Raw genomic sequence first — 17,045 nt, 5'->3', positions numbered from 1 at the left:
CGCCATCCGCTCGCCGTCGTCCCCGCCCGGCGCGAACGGGTCAGATGAAGTCCATCGCCCCGGGCTTCCACCGGTAGTGCGACTCGAGCTTGTAGTACTCGCCCTGAAAGGTCAACGCGACGCCGTAGACGAACTTACGGTCCTCCCCACCGTGCGGAACGCTTCGCACGAACTTCTCGATTTCCGGTTCGACGGAAACGGGCAGGGTCGTCAGGTCGGTGGTCGCGGCGGCGTAGCAGATCCGCTCGATCCTCGACGATTCCCAGCCGAGGGTGACATACAGTCCGAACGCCTTCTCGCCGAGCCTGAGCATCCGCTCACTCGGTGCGGCCATGCCGATCTCCCGGAGCGTCGACCGGATGGTCTCCGGGTCGAAGCTCCCGGCGGGTACGTCGTTGAAGTACACGTTCACCGTTCGGCTCGGGTAGTCGATCCCGAATACCCCGACCCGGTCGTCCAGGCCGTGACGGGCGAAGAACCCGACGTGCCCGGCCAGACTGCGCGGCATGGCGGGGATCTCGGCGAGCTTCGACGTCTTCTGCAGGTCGTCCGGGGTGAAGAACGCGTAGATCTTCTTGAAGCCGCCGACGACCCCGAAGTCGATGCCGTGGCTCTCCACCGGGCAGCGTCCCTGGATCTCGGCGAGGAGGCTGCCGACCGGATGGTCCGTCTCCGGTGTGAGGCCGTGTGACAGAGCGCGGGCGTAGGGGTCGCGGTCGTCCGGGTGCGTCGTGAACCGACAGTCGAGTTCCCTCACGTGCCGCATCGCGGTCGCCACCCGGAAGGCGACCACGGCACCGGGGTGCGCGAACGCGTCGCCGTACGCGGAGAGCAGGGACCAGACCCTGTCACGTGAGTAGGACACGTTCAACAGCCGGGCCGATTCCTCGATGGTGGAACAGAGCTCTGCCGCCTCGGACGTTCCGGGCATCGATCCTCCAGGTGCCGGGCCTTCGCCGTCGTGAGACCAACGGGGCATCGTCAGCCTCCGATCTTCGCCGTCTTGTTACGTTCCAGTCGGACGTGCGCGCGCATGAGCTCGCCCGGATTCGTCTGCGCCGCGAGGAGGGAGAGTTCGCCGCAGAGCACCGTCGCGGCCGCGATGACCGCGAGCCGGCGTGCGTTCTCACCGGGGTCGCGGGAGGCCCGGCAGCCGAGCCGCGTCAGGTTCTCCTCGACGAAGTCGAGCCCCTTGCCGTTGCCGACGGTTCCCACGATCAGGTTCGGCACGGTGCAGGAGAAGTAGAGGTCGCCGTCCCGGTCCTCGGCCACGGTCACCCCCTGTGAGCCCTCGACGATGTTGGCGGCGTCCTGGCCCGTCGCCAGGTAGAACCCGAGCAGCATGTTCGCGTAGTGCGCGTTGGCGGAGCGGATGCCGCCGGCGAGCAGGGTGCCGATCATGTTCTTGTGCACGTTCAACTCGGCAATCGCGGCGGCCGAGGTGCGCAGCGCGTCATGGACGACGTCGCGCGGTACGAGCAGTTCGGTGACCACGTTCTTGCCGCGCCCGAGGATGCCGTTGATCGCGGTCGCCTTCTTGTCGGTGCAGTAGTTTCCCGAGATCGAGCCGTACGAGATTCCCGGAATGGTGTCCAGGATGTGGGTCAGGATGGCGTCCGCCGCCAGCGTCGCCATGTTGTGCCCGGAGGCGTCGCCGGTGCTGAAGCTGAACCGCAGGAACAGCAGGTTGGCCGTGATCTCGTGATGGAAGTCGATCAGTTCGACGAACCGGCCGCACCGACGTACGATCTCGCGCAGCTCGTCGAGCCGCGCGTCGACCTCCAACGAGGCAAGGTACGCGGTCTGCGCGTCCTTCGCCCGGACGAAGACCGAGCGTGTCATGCGCTCGTCGACGAGGGTGGCGACGATACCCGGCTCGACCATCATGGAGATCCGCGCGCCCCGGGCGACGGAGGGCCAGAGCGGCGACTCGTACGTGGCGAGCGGAACCTCCGTCTCGATCGCCGCCACGTTGCCCGAAATGCGCAGGGGACCCACCCATTTCATGGGAACGCCGGCGGTCACGTTCGGGTCTGTCATCGGGTGCCTCCAACCGTCTCGTGGGTGGTGCCGTAGGACCTGGAACGGGTGGCGAGCCGGCGGGTGTCGATGCCCCGGTCGGCGCAGAACTCACGCAGGCCACCGTGGACCAGCACATCGCACCGGGTCAGGTCGGCCGGGGTCCGCGCGCCCAGCGCGGTCATCAGGGCTTCCAACTGGTCGAGCCACCCGGAGATCAGCGAGATCAGCGCCGGCACGCCGCCGTCCAGCACCGTCTTGAGGAACAGGCCGGAGACCCCGGCGGCGGACGCGCCGAGCGCCAGTCCACGCACCACGTCGAGCGGGTGGCGGACCCCGCCGGAGGCCAGCACCGGGATGCCGACTCCCCGGGCGTCCAGCAGACAGGCGGGCGTGGACTGCCCCCAGCCGTTGAGGAAGGAGTAGTCGGCGCGGTCCCGCCGGTCGTTCTCGATGCGGGCGAAGTTCGTGCCGCCACGCCCGGCGACGTCGGCCACCCGCACACCCATGTCCCGCAACCGCGACAGGGTCTCCCGACTCAGCCCGAAGCCGACCTCCTTGACGATCACCGGGACGTCGACACCGGCCACGATCTCCTCGATCCGCGGCCCCCACGAGGAGAAGGACCGGTCGCCCTCGGGCATGACCGTCTCCTGGATGGTGTTCAGGTGGATCTGCAGAGCGTCGGCCCGCAACAGGTCGATGGCCCGCCGCGCCCTCTCCACCGAGGCGGTCGCGTTGACGTTCGCCATGATGAAGCCGTCCGGGTTCTCCCGGCGCATCACGCTGAACGTGTCCGCCACCGACGCGTCGGCGAAGTACGCGCTCATGGATCCCGTCGCGATGGGGACACCGGTCTCGCGGGCGGCGATCGCCAGGTCGCGGTTGATGAGGCCGGTCTTGACGCTGCCGCCGGTCATCGCGTTGATGCAGAGCGGAACCGGCCACTCGATGCCGCCGAACCGCGTGGTGAGCGAGACGTCGGACCGGTCGATGCCCGCCAGGGCGTGGTGGACGAAGGACACGTCGTCGAACTGGTTGTGTCCGTCGAGGTGGCGTTGCTGCTCGGCGGCGAACCGGACGTGGTCGTCCTTGCGATTGGCGATCATCCTGCGCTCCCGTTCGTCGACTGGACATGAATCGGCATGGGAAGCACCCCCACGGCGGCCCAATCCTCGCGCAGCTGAACGATCTCCCTCGTCGCGGTGGCGTCCAGCAACGCGATGCCGCAGTCGCCGCCCCCGGCGCCCGACGGTTTGGCGGCACCGCCGACGGCCTCGGCGGCGTCGCACAGCGCCGTCAGCCTGGTGGTGAAGATGCCCAGCCGGACGTCGTCGTCCAGCTCGGCGAGCACCCGGCGGGCGCCTCGGATCTGGTGCAGCACCTCGTGGTCGTCTCCCCGCTCCAGCGCGCGGATCGAGGCACGCACGCACTCGTCGCTGCGGGCCAGGAAGTTCCGCTGCGCCGTACTGCCCCGCCACTGCCCCGTCGCCAGGCGCCCCGCCAGCGCGGCGGTGCTGGCCGGTTGTCCCGTCCAGCCCACCTCCAGGGCGAGTCCGCGGGGCGGCGGCAGCCGTCGCAGCCCGAACCCCGGCCACGGTGCGCGCAACGTCTCCCCGATGCCCCGACGCCGCGCCATGTCGAGCACCGCTACCCGGTCGGGCGCGTGGTACGCGATCCACCCGCCCCAGACGCTGGCGGCCAGGTCGCCGCCGGAGGAACCGGTGTCGCGTCGCGCCGTGGCCAGCATCGCCAGCCGGAACCGCACGTCGGGCGACAGGTCCACGCCGCAGTACGTGGCGACAGCGGTCACCGTGGCGACCGTCACCGCGCCGCTCGATCCGAGGCCGAACTTCGTTCCGTCTCGGTGCAGGCGACTGGAGATCGAGACGTGGAGCGGGGGCATGCGCAGCCCGCGCTCGGTCAGCAACCCGTCGACCACCTCGATCGCCGACACCACATGGCCGAGGTCGTCGGGCGCCGGTCCCCCGTCGTCTCCGCCGAGCCCGTCGCCGCGCCGACGCAGTCGCGCCGGGGTCGGGCGGAGGTCGGAGTCGATCACGACGTCCGCACCGTCGGTTCCCGACACCGTGACGCCGACCTGCCGATCGACCGCCACCAGGATCGCCGGGTGTCCCGGCTCCAGCACCGCGTACTCGCCGGCGACGAAGAGCTTGCCGGGCGCGTGGCTGACCGTTCCGGTCACCGCTCGGCCCCCGTCCGCAGGAGGGCACCCGGCCCGCGCCGGGCGGTGACCACCGCGCATCCCGGCGCGGCGTCGCGCACCGTCCCGGCCACCCGGGCGGCATCCGCGCGGTGGCAGAGCACCTTGACGTTCGGCCCGGCGTCCATGGTCGCGTAGGCCGGTACACCGTCCGCCCGGAGCCGCAGGACACTGTCGAGCACGGCCACCGTGGCCGGCGACAGGTAACGCACCGCCGGCCGCGCGGCCAGCATCGTCGCGTGCATGCCGAGGGCGTTCCGCTCGGCGATCTCCCCCACCGCGTCGAGATCGCCGCGACGCAGCGCCGCCCGCATCCCGGACAGGTCGGCCATGCTGGAGGTGGCCCAGGACCGGTAGAGCGGGGAGGTCTCGACGGTTCGCCGCATGGCCGCGCGGCTGGAGACGGCCTTCGGGCCCGCGTCCACCAGCGCGATCACCAGCGCGGGGTCGAAGTCCGCCACGGGCACCGGCTCGGCGTAGGAGCCGAGATCCGCGGCCACGCCGGTACCCGGGCCCGCGTGGCAGATCGCGAAGCCGCCGAACACCGACCGCGCGGCCGACACGGACCCACGCCGGGCCAGGCGCGACAGGGCCGTGGGATCGAGATCGAGACCGTACGCGGCGGCACCGGCGAGAGCCAGGGCGGCGAACCCGCTCGCCGACGACGCCAGACCCGCGCCGGTCGGGACGCGGTTGCGGGTGTCGACCACGGCCGGTTCGGTACGTCCCGCGATCTGGCGTACCAGGTCCAGGAAGGCCACGACGCGGTGCCGTGCCTCCCCCCGGGCGGGCGAGCCGTCGAGCGTGACGCTGTCGGCCCGTGCCGTGGAACGCAGCCGTACGGTGGTGGTCGTCGGGAAGACGTCCAGGGTCATCGACAGGCTGTCGACGTACGGGATCATGAGTCGCTCGTCGCGCTTGCCCCAGTACTTGATCAGCGCGATGTTCGGATGGGCGACGGCGGTCGCGCCGGGGTCGAGGACCTCCTCCGCCGGCCCGGCCGGCTGCACCTGGTCACTAAGCATGGCTCGCGAACCTCCCCACCGGTACGACCCAGGTCCGGACGGCGCCGGCTTCGTGGAGACGCCGCACGACCGCTTCTGCCCGGCCCGGGTCGGCGACCAGCGCGATCATGCAGCCGCCCAGCCCACCGCCAGTGATCTTCGCCCCCAGGCTGCCCGCCGCGAGCGCCGCCTCGACCAACGCGTCGATCAGGTCGGTGCTGATCCCGACCTCGTGCAGCAGCCGGTGGTTCTCGGTCAGCCGCGCGCCGAAGTCGCCCACCTGGCCGTGCGCGAGGTCGCGCAGGGCCGCGTGGGTCAGGTCCGACACCCGGCGGACGAAGGCGTCCTGCGTCTCCGCCCGGCCGGCGAACCTGCGCCGCACCAGTTCCACCGCGTCCCTGGTGCTGCCGCCGACACCGCTGTCGGCGATGACGAAGAGCCCGTCGAAGCCGGCACCGGGGCGGGGGGCGGTGCGCTCCGGGGCGTGCGCACAGCCGTTTCCGGGCATGACGATGGGCAGCTCCCGAGCGGTGCCGGACTGGAAGAGGAGGGGCGACGTCGCACCGGTGGCGAGCGCGTCGATGCCGCTCGCCCTGCCGTGCGCGACCTTCTCGGAAGCCTGCACGAGATCGAAGACCGTACCGGCGTCGAGTCGACGGTCGAAGACGTCCGCGAGCGCCAGCACGGCCGCCCGGGCGCAGGCGGCACTGGAGCCGAGGCCACGGCCCTGCGGGATCGCGCAGTCGATGAGCACGTCGACACACATGCGCCCGGCGACGGCGGTCCGTTCCCTGAACTCCGCCACCAGGTGCCGCAGGCCGTCCGTGGCCAGCGGGGTCACCGACGTGGTCGGCGATCCGGCCAGTGCGAAGGAGATCCGGTCCGCGCCGTCGTCCGGATCGGGCAGGCGCGTCGCGCTCGCGGTGGTCGTCAGCTGCGGCACCGGGATGACCAGTGCCGGAGCGCCGTACACGACGGCGTGTTCGCCGAGCAGGATGGCCTTGCCGTGGGCGCGTCCCACGCCGACGCGGCCACGCCCGGCACCCGGGGCGCTTCCGAGGTCGGTGCAGGTGAGCGGGTTCGTCGGCGGCATCACTGGGCCCGCTGCGTTGCCTTGATCGCCATCTCGGCGAGCTGGTGCTTCGCCGGTCTGGTGGCGCTGCTCGCCTCCAGCACGGCCAGGGCCCGGTCGGCGCGGAGCGCGATCTGCCCCTCGGTGTGCTCCACGGCGCCGACGTCGACGAGGATGGCGCGGACCCGGGCGAGTTCGTCGTCGGACAGGTCCGTGCCGAGCTTCGCCCGGAGGAAGCCCGCCGCGTCCGGGTCGTGGCGGTCCGCACGTTCGAGTGCCGTCGCGAGCAGGACCGTCCGCTTGCCCTCACGAAGATCGTCACCCGACGGTTTGCCCGTCACCGCCGGGTCGCCGAACACGCCCAGCAGGTCGTCGCGGAGCTGGAACGCGATCCCGATGTCCGCGCCGAACGCCCGGTAGGCCGCGACGAGGTCGGCCTCCGCACCGGCGATCGCGGCACCGAACTGGAGGGGGCGTTCCACCGTGTACGAGGCCGTCTTGTACTGGTCGACGCGCAGCGCCGCGTCGACGTCCTCGTCGCCGCTGGCCTGGTTGATCAGGTCGAGCAGCTGTCCGTACACGACCTCCGAGCGCACCGCGGACCACACCGGTGAGACCCGGGCGTGCGCGTCCGCCGGCAGCCCGGCCTCGCGGACCAGGACGTCGGCCCAGATCAGGGCCAGGTCCCCGATGAGGATGGCGGTGCCCGTGCCGAAGGCGTCGGGGTCACCGGAGAAGCCCCGCGTCCGATGCCGTTCGGCGTACGTGACGTGCGCCGCCGGATGGCCACGGCGGGTCCGGGACGCGTCGATGATGTCGTCGTGGATCAGGCACGAGGCGTGCAGCAACTCGAATCCCGCGCAGGCGCTCAGCACCGCCGGGGCGACCGGGTCGTGCGGGTCACCCCCGGCGCCGATCCACCCCAGCCAGGCGAAGGTCGGCCGGATGCGCTTGCCGCCGCGCAGCACGTAGCTCTCGAGTTCGGCGACCATCGCCGCGATGTCCTCGCCGAGCGCGTCGGCTTCGGCGCGGCGCTCGGTGAGGAAGTCCCTGATCGCGGCATCGACGGCAGCCGTGTCCGCCGCTGCCCCGAGATAGCTGACGGTCATGATCTCATCTCCCGGTCGAGGCGACGATCATTCTCACGCTGATGCACCTCGGGCTCCCACGAAATCGTTGAAGTCAGGTCACCTCGGGCGCAGGATTTCTGACCCATTCGCGAACGCACGGGTCCACCAGGCGGCAGGGCCAATTTCGAGAACCAGCACATCCACGGGCCGGGCGCTGATCGACACCATCGACAGTAATCGTGGTGCCCCGCCCTGCCCACTACTCACGCGAGTAGTGCGAGCTAGTACCGCCATTCCCGCCACCGGGCCGCGGATCCCGTATAACTGAGTGAGCTTCTGCACTGCGGCGGTCAACCGAGCCCCGGCTCAACGCGGGATGTTCGAGCGTCCGGTCCGGACAGTCGAACACCGCGATGATGGCCGTGCCCACGGCACGCGCTGGACGGTTCTCCAAAACAGACACGGCGGTGGTGGTCATGCATCCGTTGGTGGGACGTGAGCAGATCCTGTCCTCGCTGGGCCGGCACCTGGACGCCACCCTGCGGGGCTCCAGCAGCTGCGTCGTCGTCGACGGGCCCTTCGGCATCGGCAAGACCCACCTGTTGAAGGCCACGGCGCTGGAGGGAGCGGAACGGGGACTGACCGTGGTCGCGGGGCGGGCGAGTATCACCGATCAGCCGATCCCCATTCACCTGCTGATCAACTTTCTGCGGCACGCGATGCCCGAAGACGTCGATGTCGACGAGCTGGTACGCCCGGACAGCAATCCCTTCTGGTTGATGGATCGGGTGGGTGAACTGGTCGGGAGCGCGGCGCGCCGGCACCCTCTCGTGGTCGTTCTGGACGACGCCCAGCGGATCGACGATGTCAGTGCCCTCGCCCTCCGGGGGCTCGTGCAGTCGTTGGCCTCGTCACCGGTGCTGTGGCTGCTCGCCCGCCGGCCGGTCGCCAGCCGGTCGCTCGCCCAGCACGCCGTCGACTGGCTGATCGACCACGTCGCGGTCCGCCTGCACCTGGGCGCGTTGGACAACGAGGCGGTGGCCGAGTTGTGCACCAGCATCCTCGGCGCCAAACCGGACGCGTCCGTGCTCGGCTGGGCGGAGCGCTGCGGCGGCAACCCGTGGCTGATGGAGAACGTCTTCAGCGCGCTCATCAAGGCCGGAAAGATGATCATCGCGGACGGCGCGGCCTCGGTGGTGACCGAGCGGCTGCCCGACGGCGTCCGCGCTGCCGTCCGTGGTCTGCTCGGCGAGATGTCGCCCGCGGTGCGACGCCTGCTCGTCGACGGCAGGCGGATCGGCCACACGTTCACCGTCGACGAGGTGGCGGCCCTGCTCGGCGAGACGGCCCACGACCTGGCCTCCGGCGTCGACGAGGCGGTGCAGGTGGGCCTGCTCCGACGGGACGGCGTGGAGCTGACGTTCACCCACCAGGTGGTCGGGGAGGCGCTTCAGCACGCCGCCTTCCGGGAGCGGGAGCCCGCCGCGCCCGTACCAGCCACCGTGCCCTCGACCAGCACGGGGGCAGCCGGCGGGCGGTCCCGGGCACCGTCCGGCGGCCGGCCTGCGCCCGAGACCGGGGTGCGCCGGCCCGACACCGGTGGGGCGGACGCCCGTCCCGAACGGTCGGGTCCCGTGCCGACGGTCAGGGTGCCCTCCGCTGCGCCGACGCGATCGTCCGGATGCGGATGCGACGACCTGGCGGGCCGGGCCGTCCGGAACCTGGCGGGCCCCTCCGACGACCCGCCGTGGACGCTGGCACGTGCCCTGCGTCTGCTGGCCGGAGCGGGGCGGGGTGCCGAAGCCTGCCGCCTCGCGGACGTCACCCTGCGCCCCGGGGTGGAGGCGGCAGCCGAGGCCCATCTGGTGCTCGAACTGGGGCAGGGACTGCGGGACGCCGGCAGCCACGGCCTGGCAGCCGCACTCGTACAGCGGACGCTGGCGCGGCCGGACGTCTGTGAGCTGGACCGCGCCAAACTGAGTCGGGCACTCGCGGACTCCGCCGGGCGCGTGGGCGACGCGTGCGGCGAGGTTCCGGGGCCGGGGCGTGGACAGCCGACGGTCTCCCGGCAGTGCGACGCCTGCGAACGCCCGTTGTGGACGTGGCTGGTCCGGGCGTTCGTCGCGGCCGACCAGTTCGAGGAGGCGACAGCCGTCCTCGCCGCCGTCCGGCAGGAGACGGAGAAGCGCGGCGGAACCGCGACCGGACCCCTGTGGCACGGCCACCACGCCGAGCTCCTGGCAGCGGCGGGCCGGCTCGAGGAAGCACGGGTCGAGGCCGAGACCGCGCTCCGTCTGGCGGAGCGGTCGGCACCGGAGGACTCCGTGCCCGCGCGCCTCGTTCTGGCCCGCGTCAGCCTGCATCGCGGCGATCTCGCCACCGCCAGTGACCAGTTGCGCCTGACCGAGCGGCTGACGACCGGTGACGCGAGCGCTGACCGGGCCCGCCTGGACTGGGCACTCGCGCAGTTCCACGCGGCCAGTGGGCGTCCGGCGATGATGGTCCAGACGCTGATCAACATCGAGGGGCAGGTCGTACCTGATCCGCTGCTCTTCACCGAGGAGCCGACGGCGGCGGCGACGCTCGTCCGTCAGGCCAGGCAGGTGGGGCTCGGCCCGGACGCCGAGCGGGCGGCCGAGTTCGCCCGGCGCCTCGCCGAGCGCAACCCGGTCGTGCAGTCGTTGATGGGGGGCGCGGAACACGCCGAGGGCCTCCTGCGCAACGACCCGCTCGCGCTGCACCGCGCCGCGGACCTCCATCGGCTCGCCGGACGTCCGCTGGCGGCGGCGAGCGCGCTCGAGGACGCGGCGCGAATGGAACAGAGCACGCGGGACAAGGCCCGGGCGGTTCGTCTCCTCGAGTCGGCCATGGATCTCTACCTGGAGTGTGCGGCGCAGTGCGACCTGGAGCGGGTGCAGAAGAAGCTGCGTCGTCTCGACGGGCACAACGTACGCCGACTGGGTGCCGAGCGGCCGAAGTCGGGCTGGGAGAGCCTCACGAGTGCGGAGCTGCGCGTCGTACGGGCGATCGTCGACGGCAGGACCAACCGGGAGGCGGCGAGCGTGCTGTTCCTGTCGCCCCACACCGTCGACAGCCACCTCCGGCGGGTGTTCTCGAAGCTCGATATCAGCAGCCGCGTCGAACTGACCCGGTACTTCATCGCGCACGAGACCCTCCCACCGGTGATGGCCGTCGCGCACCAGCCCGGGTCTGCCGTCTGAGCGCCACCGGGGTCGCCGGAGCCCTACCTCTGCTCGTCGCCCATCGAGTAGATCGCCGCCCGGCTCGAATAGCTCGCCGCCCCGTGTGCCAGTTCCACCCGGGTGTTGATGCCCAACTTCCGGTAGACCTTCCTGAGGTGGTAGTTCACGGTGTGCGCCGACAGGTGCACCTGCTTGGCGATCTGGCGGTTCGTCAGACCCACGCTCACCAGGTAGGCGATGCGCCGCTCCATGTCGGAGAGGACCGACCAGCAGGCGGCCGTCTGCGGGTCGACCTCCTCGGCGTAGGTCGACGTGGCCTGCCGTCCCCCGACCGGGGCCTTGGCCGCGTAGAGCTTGGCGAGTTCCTCCGTCGCCAGGGCCACCGAGATCGGGTCCGGCGACTGCACGATGATGAGCGCCAGGGCGGCCGGGGCACTGTTCGCCAGCGCCTTGGCGTGCATGGCGGTGAGGCCGATCACCGACATGCCGGGGTTGTCCCCGGCGAGGCCCTCCACCGTCTCGAGAACGCTGCGTTCGAGGTCGCGGTCACCCACGTCGCGCGCGAGACGGACGAGGAACGCGGCGGCACTCGGGTCCTCGAGGTACAGGCTCCGTTCCGTCGGGAGATGGCTGTACCGGTGGGACAGCAGCCGGGCCGCCGCCCGGGGTCCCTCCTTCTTGACGGTGATGAGCGTCTCCGTCCAGGCGTACTGCGCGGAGTCGAGCACCACCTGGCTCGCCATCTCACTCTGCGCTCGGTGCAGGTGGTCGATGGCTGCGGACAGATCCCCGAGGTAGAAGGAGGCGGTGCTGAGTACGGAGTACGCGAGGGGCCGGAGCAGGGGAACGGCGTCCCGCTCCGCAGCGGCGATCGCCAACCCCGCCTCTCGACGCGCCTCTCCTATCCGCCCGGCCTGGAGGAGCAGCCGGGACCGCATGGCCGCCGGCGCAGCCGTCCAGACCGTCGCGGGAAGTCCGCGCAGGCCGGCTTCCGCATCGTCGATCAGGCGTTCGGCCTCGTCGAACTCCCGAAGGTTGGCGAGCTTTCCGGCCAGCGCGAGTTGGAAGTGCAGACGCCAGACCGGATCGACGTTCTCACTGTTGCGCACGGCGGTACGGCCCAGGCTGAGTCCCTCTGCCAACTTCCCCGCCCGCCAGAGCACGTTGGATCGCACGGTCAGTGCCATCAACGCGGGAACGTCGCCCGGCTCGACCCCCCGTTCCCGCAGAATCCTCTCGGAGACCCTGCCGGCCTCCTCCCGACCGAGCAGGAAGTTGCCCAGGATGATCGAGGCCTCCGCGTCGCGCCGGGCGGGAACCGACGCGTCAGGGCTGGCGAGAACGCGTTCCGCGACCCGTACACCGGCTGCCGCGTCGCCGTCCATTATCAGGCTGTGCGCCCGTGAACATGAGCCGCCGGACTCCTGCCTGGCCACGCCGTACGGGTCGGTCGGACGCTCGGTCACCCGTAGCTGCTCCCGGATACGCCCCGCGGTGAGCCTCATCGCCTCCCGCCGGAGGGCATCGTGCGCGGGCGCGGGGATGGACTCGACGACCCCCTGAAGAACGAAATCGCCCTGGAACGCAAGCTGGTGATCGGCGACGACGACGAATCCCGCAGCTATGGCCTCGTCCAGCGGAGTGAGCAGGGTGGCCGAGGACCGGTCGAGCATTCTGGACACGTCCTCCAGCATGAAGGATCTCCCCAGTGCCGCCGCCACCTTCAGGAACTGCTGGCAGTTCGCGCTCAGCTCGCCCAACTGATTCACCACGAATTCCAGAACGCGACGCGGGGTCCGCCGGGCGATCAGGTGGACCGTGCCACCCTCTTCCCTGGCCAGTCCTTCCTCCATGAGCCCGCGCGCGAGTTCGGCAAGCAGACGAGGGTTCCCCCGGCGCCGGCCGCGAAGTCGACCAGCTCGTGGTCCACGTCAGCCCCGAGGATGTCCCGCAGGGCTCGTCCGTCGGCATCCTCATCCTGCGGCCCCCGCCGCAGACCGGTGGTGACACACACAGCGGTCGGCATGGTTTCCGGCGTCTGGTTCTCTAGTGTCGGTCTCGTTTTCATAGTCCCGCCCCCGAGATTATGCAGCACGCACCCGAAAGAAGAGGAATGGTATTGTCTTGAATTACACCGCCGCCGTCGCGGACGCCCGAAATTCAATCACCTTACCACACGACGATGTCGTTCATTGATCTATAGATCAGATTAACCTGCCGTCGGATGCGGGCTTCCTGCGAATTCCCAAAAAATTTCATAGATCGCTTGATATCGGGCAAAAATGAGCAACACCGCCGCCAGCCACGCGCGTTCGCCGTATCGGTTCGGCGCCGCCGCCCACGTCGCCGCGCCGACGACAGACACGTCGGAGCGGACGGGAACAATTGCGGGACAGGACTCGGCCGGCAGCCCGCGCGGGACCACTCCGTCGGCGCACCGGCAGGGCGCGGGCCGCAGGGCAGGCGGCGAGGGCGCGGGCCGCACGGCAGGCGACGAGGGCGGGCCGCACAGCGGGGCGCGTCGCGCGTAGCGCGTAACCGGCCCGTGAGGCAACGCTTCACGCGCAGAAAGAAGTCAATATCATCCTCAGATCGTGAACATTGCAGAGATCCAGGTTTGTAAATATGGCGGCTAGGATTCTCCCATCGTCCAGCGCCTCTCACCTGGGCCCCGAGTCCCATGAGAGGCCACCACAGTAGGAGGACCGGGAGATGACACTCCCCCGCACTCACCGGCGTACCTTCGCCGCGGTCGGCGCGCTCGCCGGCGCCGCCATGGTCACGGCCATGGTCGGCGCTCCCGCAACGGCAGCCCCGTCCGTCGGCGAGATCCGGAGCGCCGGTGGCGCGACGGCCGTGGCCGACAGCTACATCGTGGTACTCAAGGACAGCAGCGTCGGCGGTCGTGCCGGCACCCGGCAGACGGCGGTGAAGAGCACCGCCGACTCGCTCGCCGAGCGCTTCGGCGGCACGCTGGGCCACGTCTACGGTGACGCCCTCAACGGCTTCGAGGTGAAGCTCTCGGAGAAGGCCGCCAAGCGCCTCGCCGCGCACCCGGCGGTCGACTACGTCGAGCAGAACCACGAGGTGTCGATCCAGACGACCCAGAGCAACCCGCCGTGGGGCCTGGACCGCATCGACCAGCGGAACCTGCCCCTGGACGCCCGCTACACCTACGTCAGCCAGGGCACGGGCGTCACCGCGTACATCATCGACACCGGCATCCGGACCACGCACGTCGACTTCGCCGTCGGACGGGCCGTCGACGGGTACGACGCGGTCGACAACGCGCTGCCGGCCGCCGACTGCAACGGCCACGGCACGCACGTCGCCGGCACCGTCGGTGGCACCACCTACGGCGTCGCCAAGAACGTCCGGTTGGTCGCCGTCCGGGTGCTCAACTGCTCCGGCAGCGGCACCTGGGCGCAGGTCATCGCCGGCATCAACTGGGTGACCAGCAACCACCAGCCCGGCCAGCCGGCGGTGGCGAACATGAGCCTCGGCGGCAGCGTCAACAGCTCGCTGAACACCGCCGTGGCCAACTCGATCGCCGACGGCGTCACCTACGCGGTGGCCTCCGGCAACTCGAACGCCAATGCCTGCAACTTCTCGCCGGCCTCGGTCCCGACCGCCCTGACCGTCAACGCCTCGCAGAGCAACGACGCGCGGGCCAGCTTCTCCAACTGGGGCACCTGCACCGACATCTTCGCCCCCGGCGTGGGCGTCCTGTCGGCCTGGTACAACAGCGACACCGCGACCAACACGATCAGCGGCACCTCGATGGCCTCCCCGCACGTCGCGGGTGCGGCCGCCCGGGTGCTCCAGGTGAACCCGACCTGGACCCCGGCCCAGGTGCACTCCTACATCGTCAGCCAGGCCACCACCGGTGTGATCACCAGCCCGGGCACCGGCTCCCCGAACCGGCTGCTCTACCTGGCCCCCACCTTCTGATCCACACCCCCTCCACCGGCCCCGAGGCGACCTCTCGCCCCGGGGCCGGCCCCTTCTTCCGAGGAGAGACGATGACCGGAACACGCTTGCGGGGGCGGCTGCTCGCCCTCACCCTGGCGACCGCCCTGACCGCCGCCCTCGCGCCGGCCGGCACCGCCTCGGCCGCCCCCGGGGAGACGACCCGCCACGCCGGAGCGTCCGCCGCCGAGGGAACGATCCGCCACGCCGGAGCCGCCGACGCCGTCCGGGACAGCTACATCGTCGTGCTCCGCGACGACGTGGTACGCCCGGCCGCCGACGCCACGGGCACCGCCGGGGTCACCCGGATCGCCGACCGGCTGCGCGCCCGCTACGGCGGGTCCGTCGGCCACGTCTACGGCAGCGCCCTGGCCGGTTTCGAGGTACGCCTGTCGGAACGGGCCGCCCGCCGCCTCGCCGCCGACCCGGCGGTGGCGTACGTGGAGCAGAACCGCGTGACCCCGCTGATCGGCCCCGGCACGCAGCTCAACCCGCCGTCCTGGGGCCTGGACCGGATCGACCAGCGCAACCTGCCGCTGGACAACCGGTACAGCTACCCGAACACCGCGCACAACGTGCACGTGTACGTCGTCGACACCGGCGTCCGGGCCACCCACGTCGACTTCGGCCCCCGGGTCACCGGCGGGGTCGACCTCGTCGACGGCGCGCTGCCGGCGGACGACTGCAACGGCCACGGCACGCACCTGGCCGGCACCATCGGCGGCACCAGCCACGGCGTCGCCAAGGAGGTCAGGATCCACCCCGTCCGGGTGCTCAACTGCACCGGCAGCGGCACCTACGCCACGGTGATCGCCGGCATCGACTGGATCAGCGCGAACGCCCTCCGGCCGGCGGTGGTCGAACTGGCCATCGGCGGGTCCGCGAACTCCACCCTGGACGCCGCGGTGACCAACTCGATCAACCGGGGGATCACCTACGTCACCACCGGGGGCAGCTCCAGCACGAACGCCTGCAACTTCTCCCCCGGCCGGGTGCCCGGCGCGCTGACCGTGGTGGGCACCTCGGCGACCGACGCCCGGCTGCCGAGCGGCAACTACGGCAGCTGCATCGACCTGTACGCACCGGGCCAGAACATCACCTCCGCCTGGTACACCAGCAACACCGCCGTCACCACGATCAGCGGCGGCTCGACGGCCTCCGCGCACGTCGCCGGTTGTGCCGCACTCGCCCTGTCGACCAACCCGACCTGGACCCCGGCCCAGGTGTCCGGCTACCTGACCAGCCGGGCGACCACCAACATCGTCACCGGCGTGGTCTCCGGCACCCCGAACCGGCTGCTCTACTGCGGCCCCTGACCCCTCCGCCGATGCCCGGCACCGTCCCGCGTGGCCACCCGGCTCTCCCGGGTGGCCACGAACGCCTGCCCCGCGTCGGGGCATTGCCCGTGGCCGTACACCCAACTACCGTCCCATCCAGTGACGATCGACTATATGATCATCGGCGGTGGCATCGCGGGCGCCACCGCCGGCTACCACCTCGCCCGGTACGGTCGCGTGCTGCTCGTCGAGATGGAGCAGGTACCCGGCCACCACTCCACCGGCCGCTCCGCCGCGCTGTTCTCCGAGTACCACGGCGGCCCGGCCGTCCGCGCGCTGACCCGGGCCAGCCGCGGACTGCTGGCCGACCTGCCGCCGGGATTCGCCACGCAACCGCTGCTCACCCCGCGCGGCGTGCTGACCCTCTGCCCGCCCGGCGACGACGACGTGTTCGACGCGCACCTGCGCGACGGGGCCGAGGTCGACCCGCCGGCCCGGGAGATCGACCTCGCCGAGATCCCGGGGATCTGCCCGATCGTACGGCGGGACCGGCTGCGCCGGGCGATGGTGAAGCCCGCCGCGCGGGACATCGACGTGGACGCGTTGCACCAGGGCTACCTGCGGGGCATCCGCGCAGCCGGGGGCACGGTCAGCCGGCTCACCCGGGTCCGGTCGCTGCGCCGGGAGCGGGGACGGCCGACCGTCGCGCACCAGGCGGCCACCACCCGGGCCGGGTCGCGCAGCAGCGCCTCGGCGGAGAGCACCACCGGGGGCCGACGCGCGGCGGTTCGGACCAGTTCGAACAGCTCCCACTGGTGCTCGTAGCCGATCTCGTGGCAGGCCACGGTGGGCTTGATCGCGTGGTGCGAGCTGATCGTGCGGGCCGGGTGGCGGACGAGGAAGGTGTGCGTGACGTCGGCGATCCGTTCCGGGGCCTCGAAGAGGTGCCCGTACCGGTACTCCAGGGTGTCCTTGACGAAGACCGGACGGTCCCGGCCCAGCTCGACCAGGTGCGCGGTGACCTCGGCGGGGCTGGCGACCGTCACCGTGCCCCCGTCGTCGCTGGGCAGGGACATTAGAGCAGTCATCGATGAATGGGAGTGTGTAACTTTCGGTGATGGGATTCCCGACAGATCGGTGTTCCCACTGGGGACCCGTGGGCACACGCCGGTGACCCGGCCGACGGATGTTCCGTCGGCCGGGTCAC

The 17,045-nt window shown here is 71.2% G+C and carries 12 protein-coding genes and 1 pseudogene; 4 read left to right on the top strand and 9 right to left on the bottom strand.

Annotated elements, in window-relative coordinates:
- Positions 1–40: 40 nt before the first annotated feature.
- The 7 genes from GA0074694_RS15645 to GA0074694_RS15615 are packed head-to-tail and all read right to left on the bottom strand — an operon-like array spanning position 41 to position 7,428.
- The gene (locus GA0074694_RS15645; protein ID WP_091459402.1) at positions 41–931 is read right to left on the bottom strand and encodes an aromatic prenyltransferase; all 891 of its coding nucleotides are present in this window, start codon (positions 929–931) and stop codon (positions 41–43) included.
- A gap of 50 nt (positions 932–981) precedes the next feature.
- Positions 982–2,040 (bottom strand): hydroxymethylglutaryl-CoA reductase, encoded by a 1,059-nt coding sequence (locus tag GA0074694_RS15640; RefSeq protein WP_141714158.1) that lies wholly within the window; start codon positions 2,038–2,040, stop codon positions 982–984.
- Positions 2,037–3,128, bottom strand: coding sequence for a type 2 isopentenyl-diphosphate Delta-isomerase (fni, locus tag GA0074694_RS15635; protein WP_091459400.1), 1,092 nt, complete (start codon positions 3,126–3,128; stop codon positions 2,037–2,039). Before fni ends, GA0074694_RS15640 begins: the two co-directional genes overlap by 4 nt.
- Positions 3,125–4,225: a phosphomevalonate kinase gene (locus tag GA0074694_RS15630; protein WP_245714763.1), complete on the bottom strand. Its 1,101-nt coding sequence runs from the start codon at positions 4,223–4,225 to the stop codon at positions 3,125–3,127. Before GA0074694_RS15630 ends, fni begins: the two co-directional genes overlap by 4 nt.
- The gene (mvaD, locus tag GA0074694_RS15625; RefSeq protein ID WP_091459396.1) at positions 4,222–5,268 is read right to left on the bottom strand and encodes a diphosphomevalonate decarboxylase; all 1,047 of its coding nucleotides are present in this window, start codon (positions 5,266–5,268) and stop codon (positions 4,222–4,224) included. Before mvaD ends, GA0074694_RS15630 begins: the two co-directional genes overlap by 4 nt.
- The gene (mvk, locus tag GA0074694_RS15620; RefSeq protein ID WP_091459394.1) at positions 5,261–6,340 is read right to left on the bottom strand and encodes a mevalonate kinase; all 1,080 of its coding nucleotides are present in this window, start codon (positions 6,338–6,340) and stop codon (positions 5,261–5,263) included. The genes mvaD and mvk overlap by 8 nt, the downstream gene beginning before the upstream one ends.
- The gene (locus tag GA0074694_RS15615) at positions 6,340–7,428 is read right to left on the bottom strand and encodes a polyprenyl synthetase family protein (RefSeq protein ID WP_091459393.1); all 1,089 of its coding nucleotides are present in this window, start codon (positions 7,426–7,428) and stop codon (positions 6,340–6,342) included. Before GA0074694_RS15615 ends, mvk begins: the two co-directional genes overlap by 1 nt.
- Positions 7,429–7,865: 437 nt before the next feature.
- On the opposite strand from GA0074694_RS15615, the gene GA0074694_RS15610 reads away from it, so the two are divergent.
- The gene (locus GA0074694_RS15610) at positions 7,866–10,610 is read left to right on the top strand and encodes an AAA family ATPase (RefSeq protein WP_091463286.1); all 2,745 of its coding nucleotides are present in this window, start codon (positions 7,866–7,868) and stop codon (positions 10,608–10,610) included.
- A gap of 23 nt (positions 10,611–10,633) precedes the next feature.
- On the opposite strand, the gene GA0074694_RS15605 is transcribed toward GA0074694_RS15610, so the two are convergent.
- Entirely contained in the window at positions 10,634–12,352 is a 1,719-nt protein-coding gene (locus tag GA0074694_RS15605; protein ID WP_176737965.1) for a LuxR C-terminal-related transcriptional regulator, read from the bottom strand.
- 952 nt (positions 12,353–13,304) lie between these two features.
- On the opposite strand from GA0074694_RS15605, the gene GA0074694_RS15600 reads away from it, so the two are divergent.
- The 3 genes and pseudogenes from GA0074694_RS15600 to GA0074694_RS15590 form a co-directional block, all read left to right on the top strand.
- Entirely contained in the window at positions 13,305–14,543 is a 1,239-nt protein-coding gene (locus GA0074694_RS15600; RefSeq protein WP_091459390.1) for a S8 family peptidase, read from the top strand.
- A gap of 71 nt (positions 14,544–14,614) precedes the next feature.
- Complete coding sequence (locus GA0074694_RS15595) at positions 14,615–15,877, top strand: S8 family peptidase (RefSeq protein WP_091459388.1); 1,263 nt, start codon at positions 14,615–14,617, stop codon at positions 15,875–15,877.
- Between the two features lie 135 nt (positions 15,878–16,012).
- Positions 16,013–16,567: pseudogene (locus tag GA0074694_RS15590) on the top strand (NAD(P)/FAD-dependent oxidoreductase); the annotation flags it as partial.
- Here the strand turns inward: GA0074694_RS15590 and GA0074694_RS34220 are convergent.
- Entirely contained in the window at positions 16,453–16,914 is a 462-nt protein-coding gene (locus GA0074694_RS34220; RefSeq protein ID WP_425413657.1) for a sulfotransferase-like domain-containing protein, read from the bottom strand. The pseudogene GA0074694_RS15590 and the gene GA0074694_RS34220 sit on opposite strands and share 115 nt — an antisense overlap.
- Positions 16,915–17,045: the final 131 nt, after the last annotated feature.

Origin of the sequence: Micromonospora inyonensis, assembly GCF_900091415.1 — a bacterium.
Classification (GTDB): domain Bacteria; phylum Actinomycetota; class Actinomycetes; order Mycobacteriales; family Micromonosporaceae; genus Micromonospora; species Micromonospora inyonensis.
This window is presented reverse-complemented; position numbering and strand designations above follow the sequence as displayed.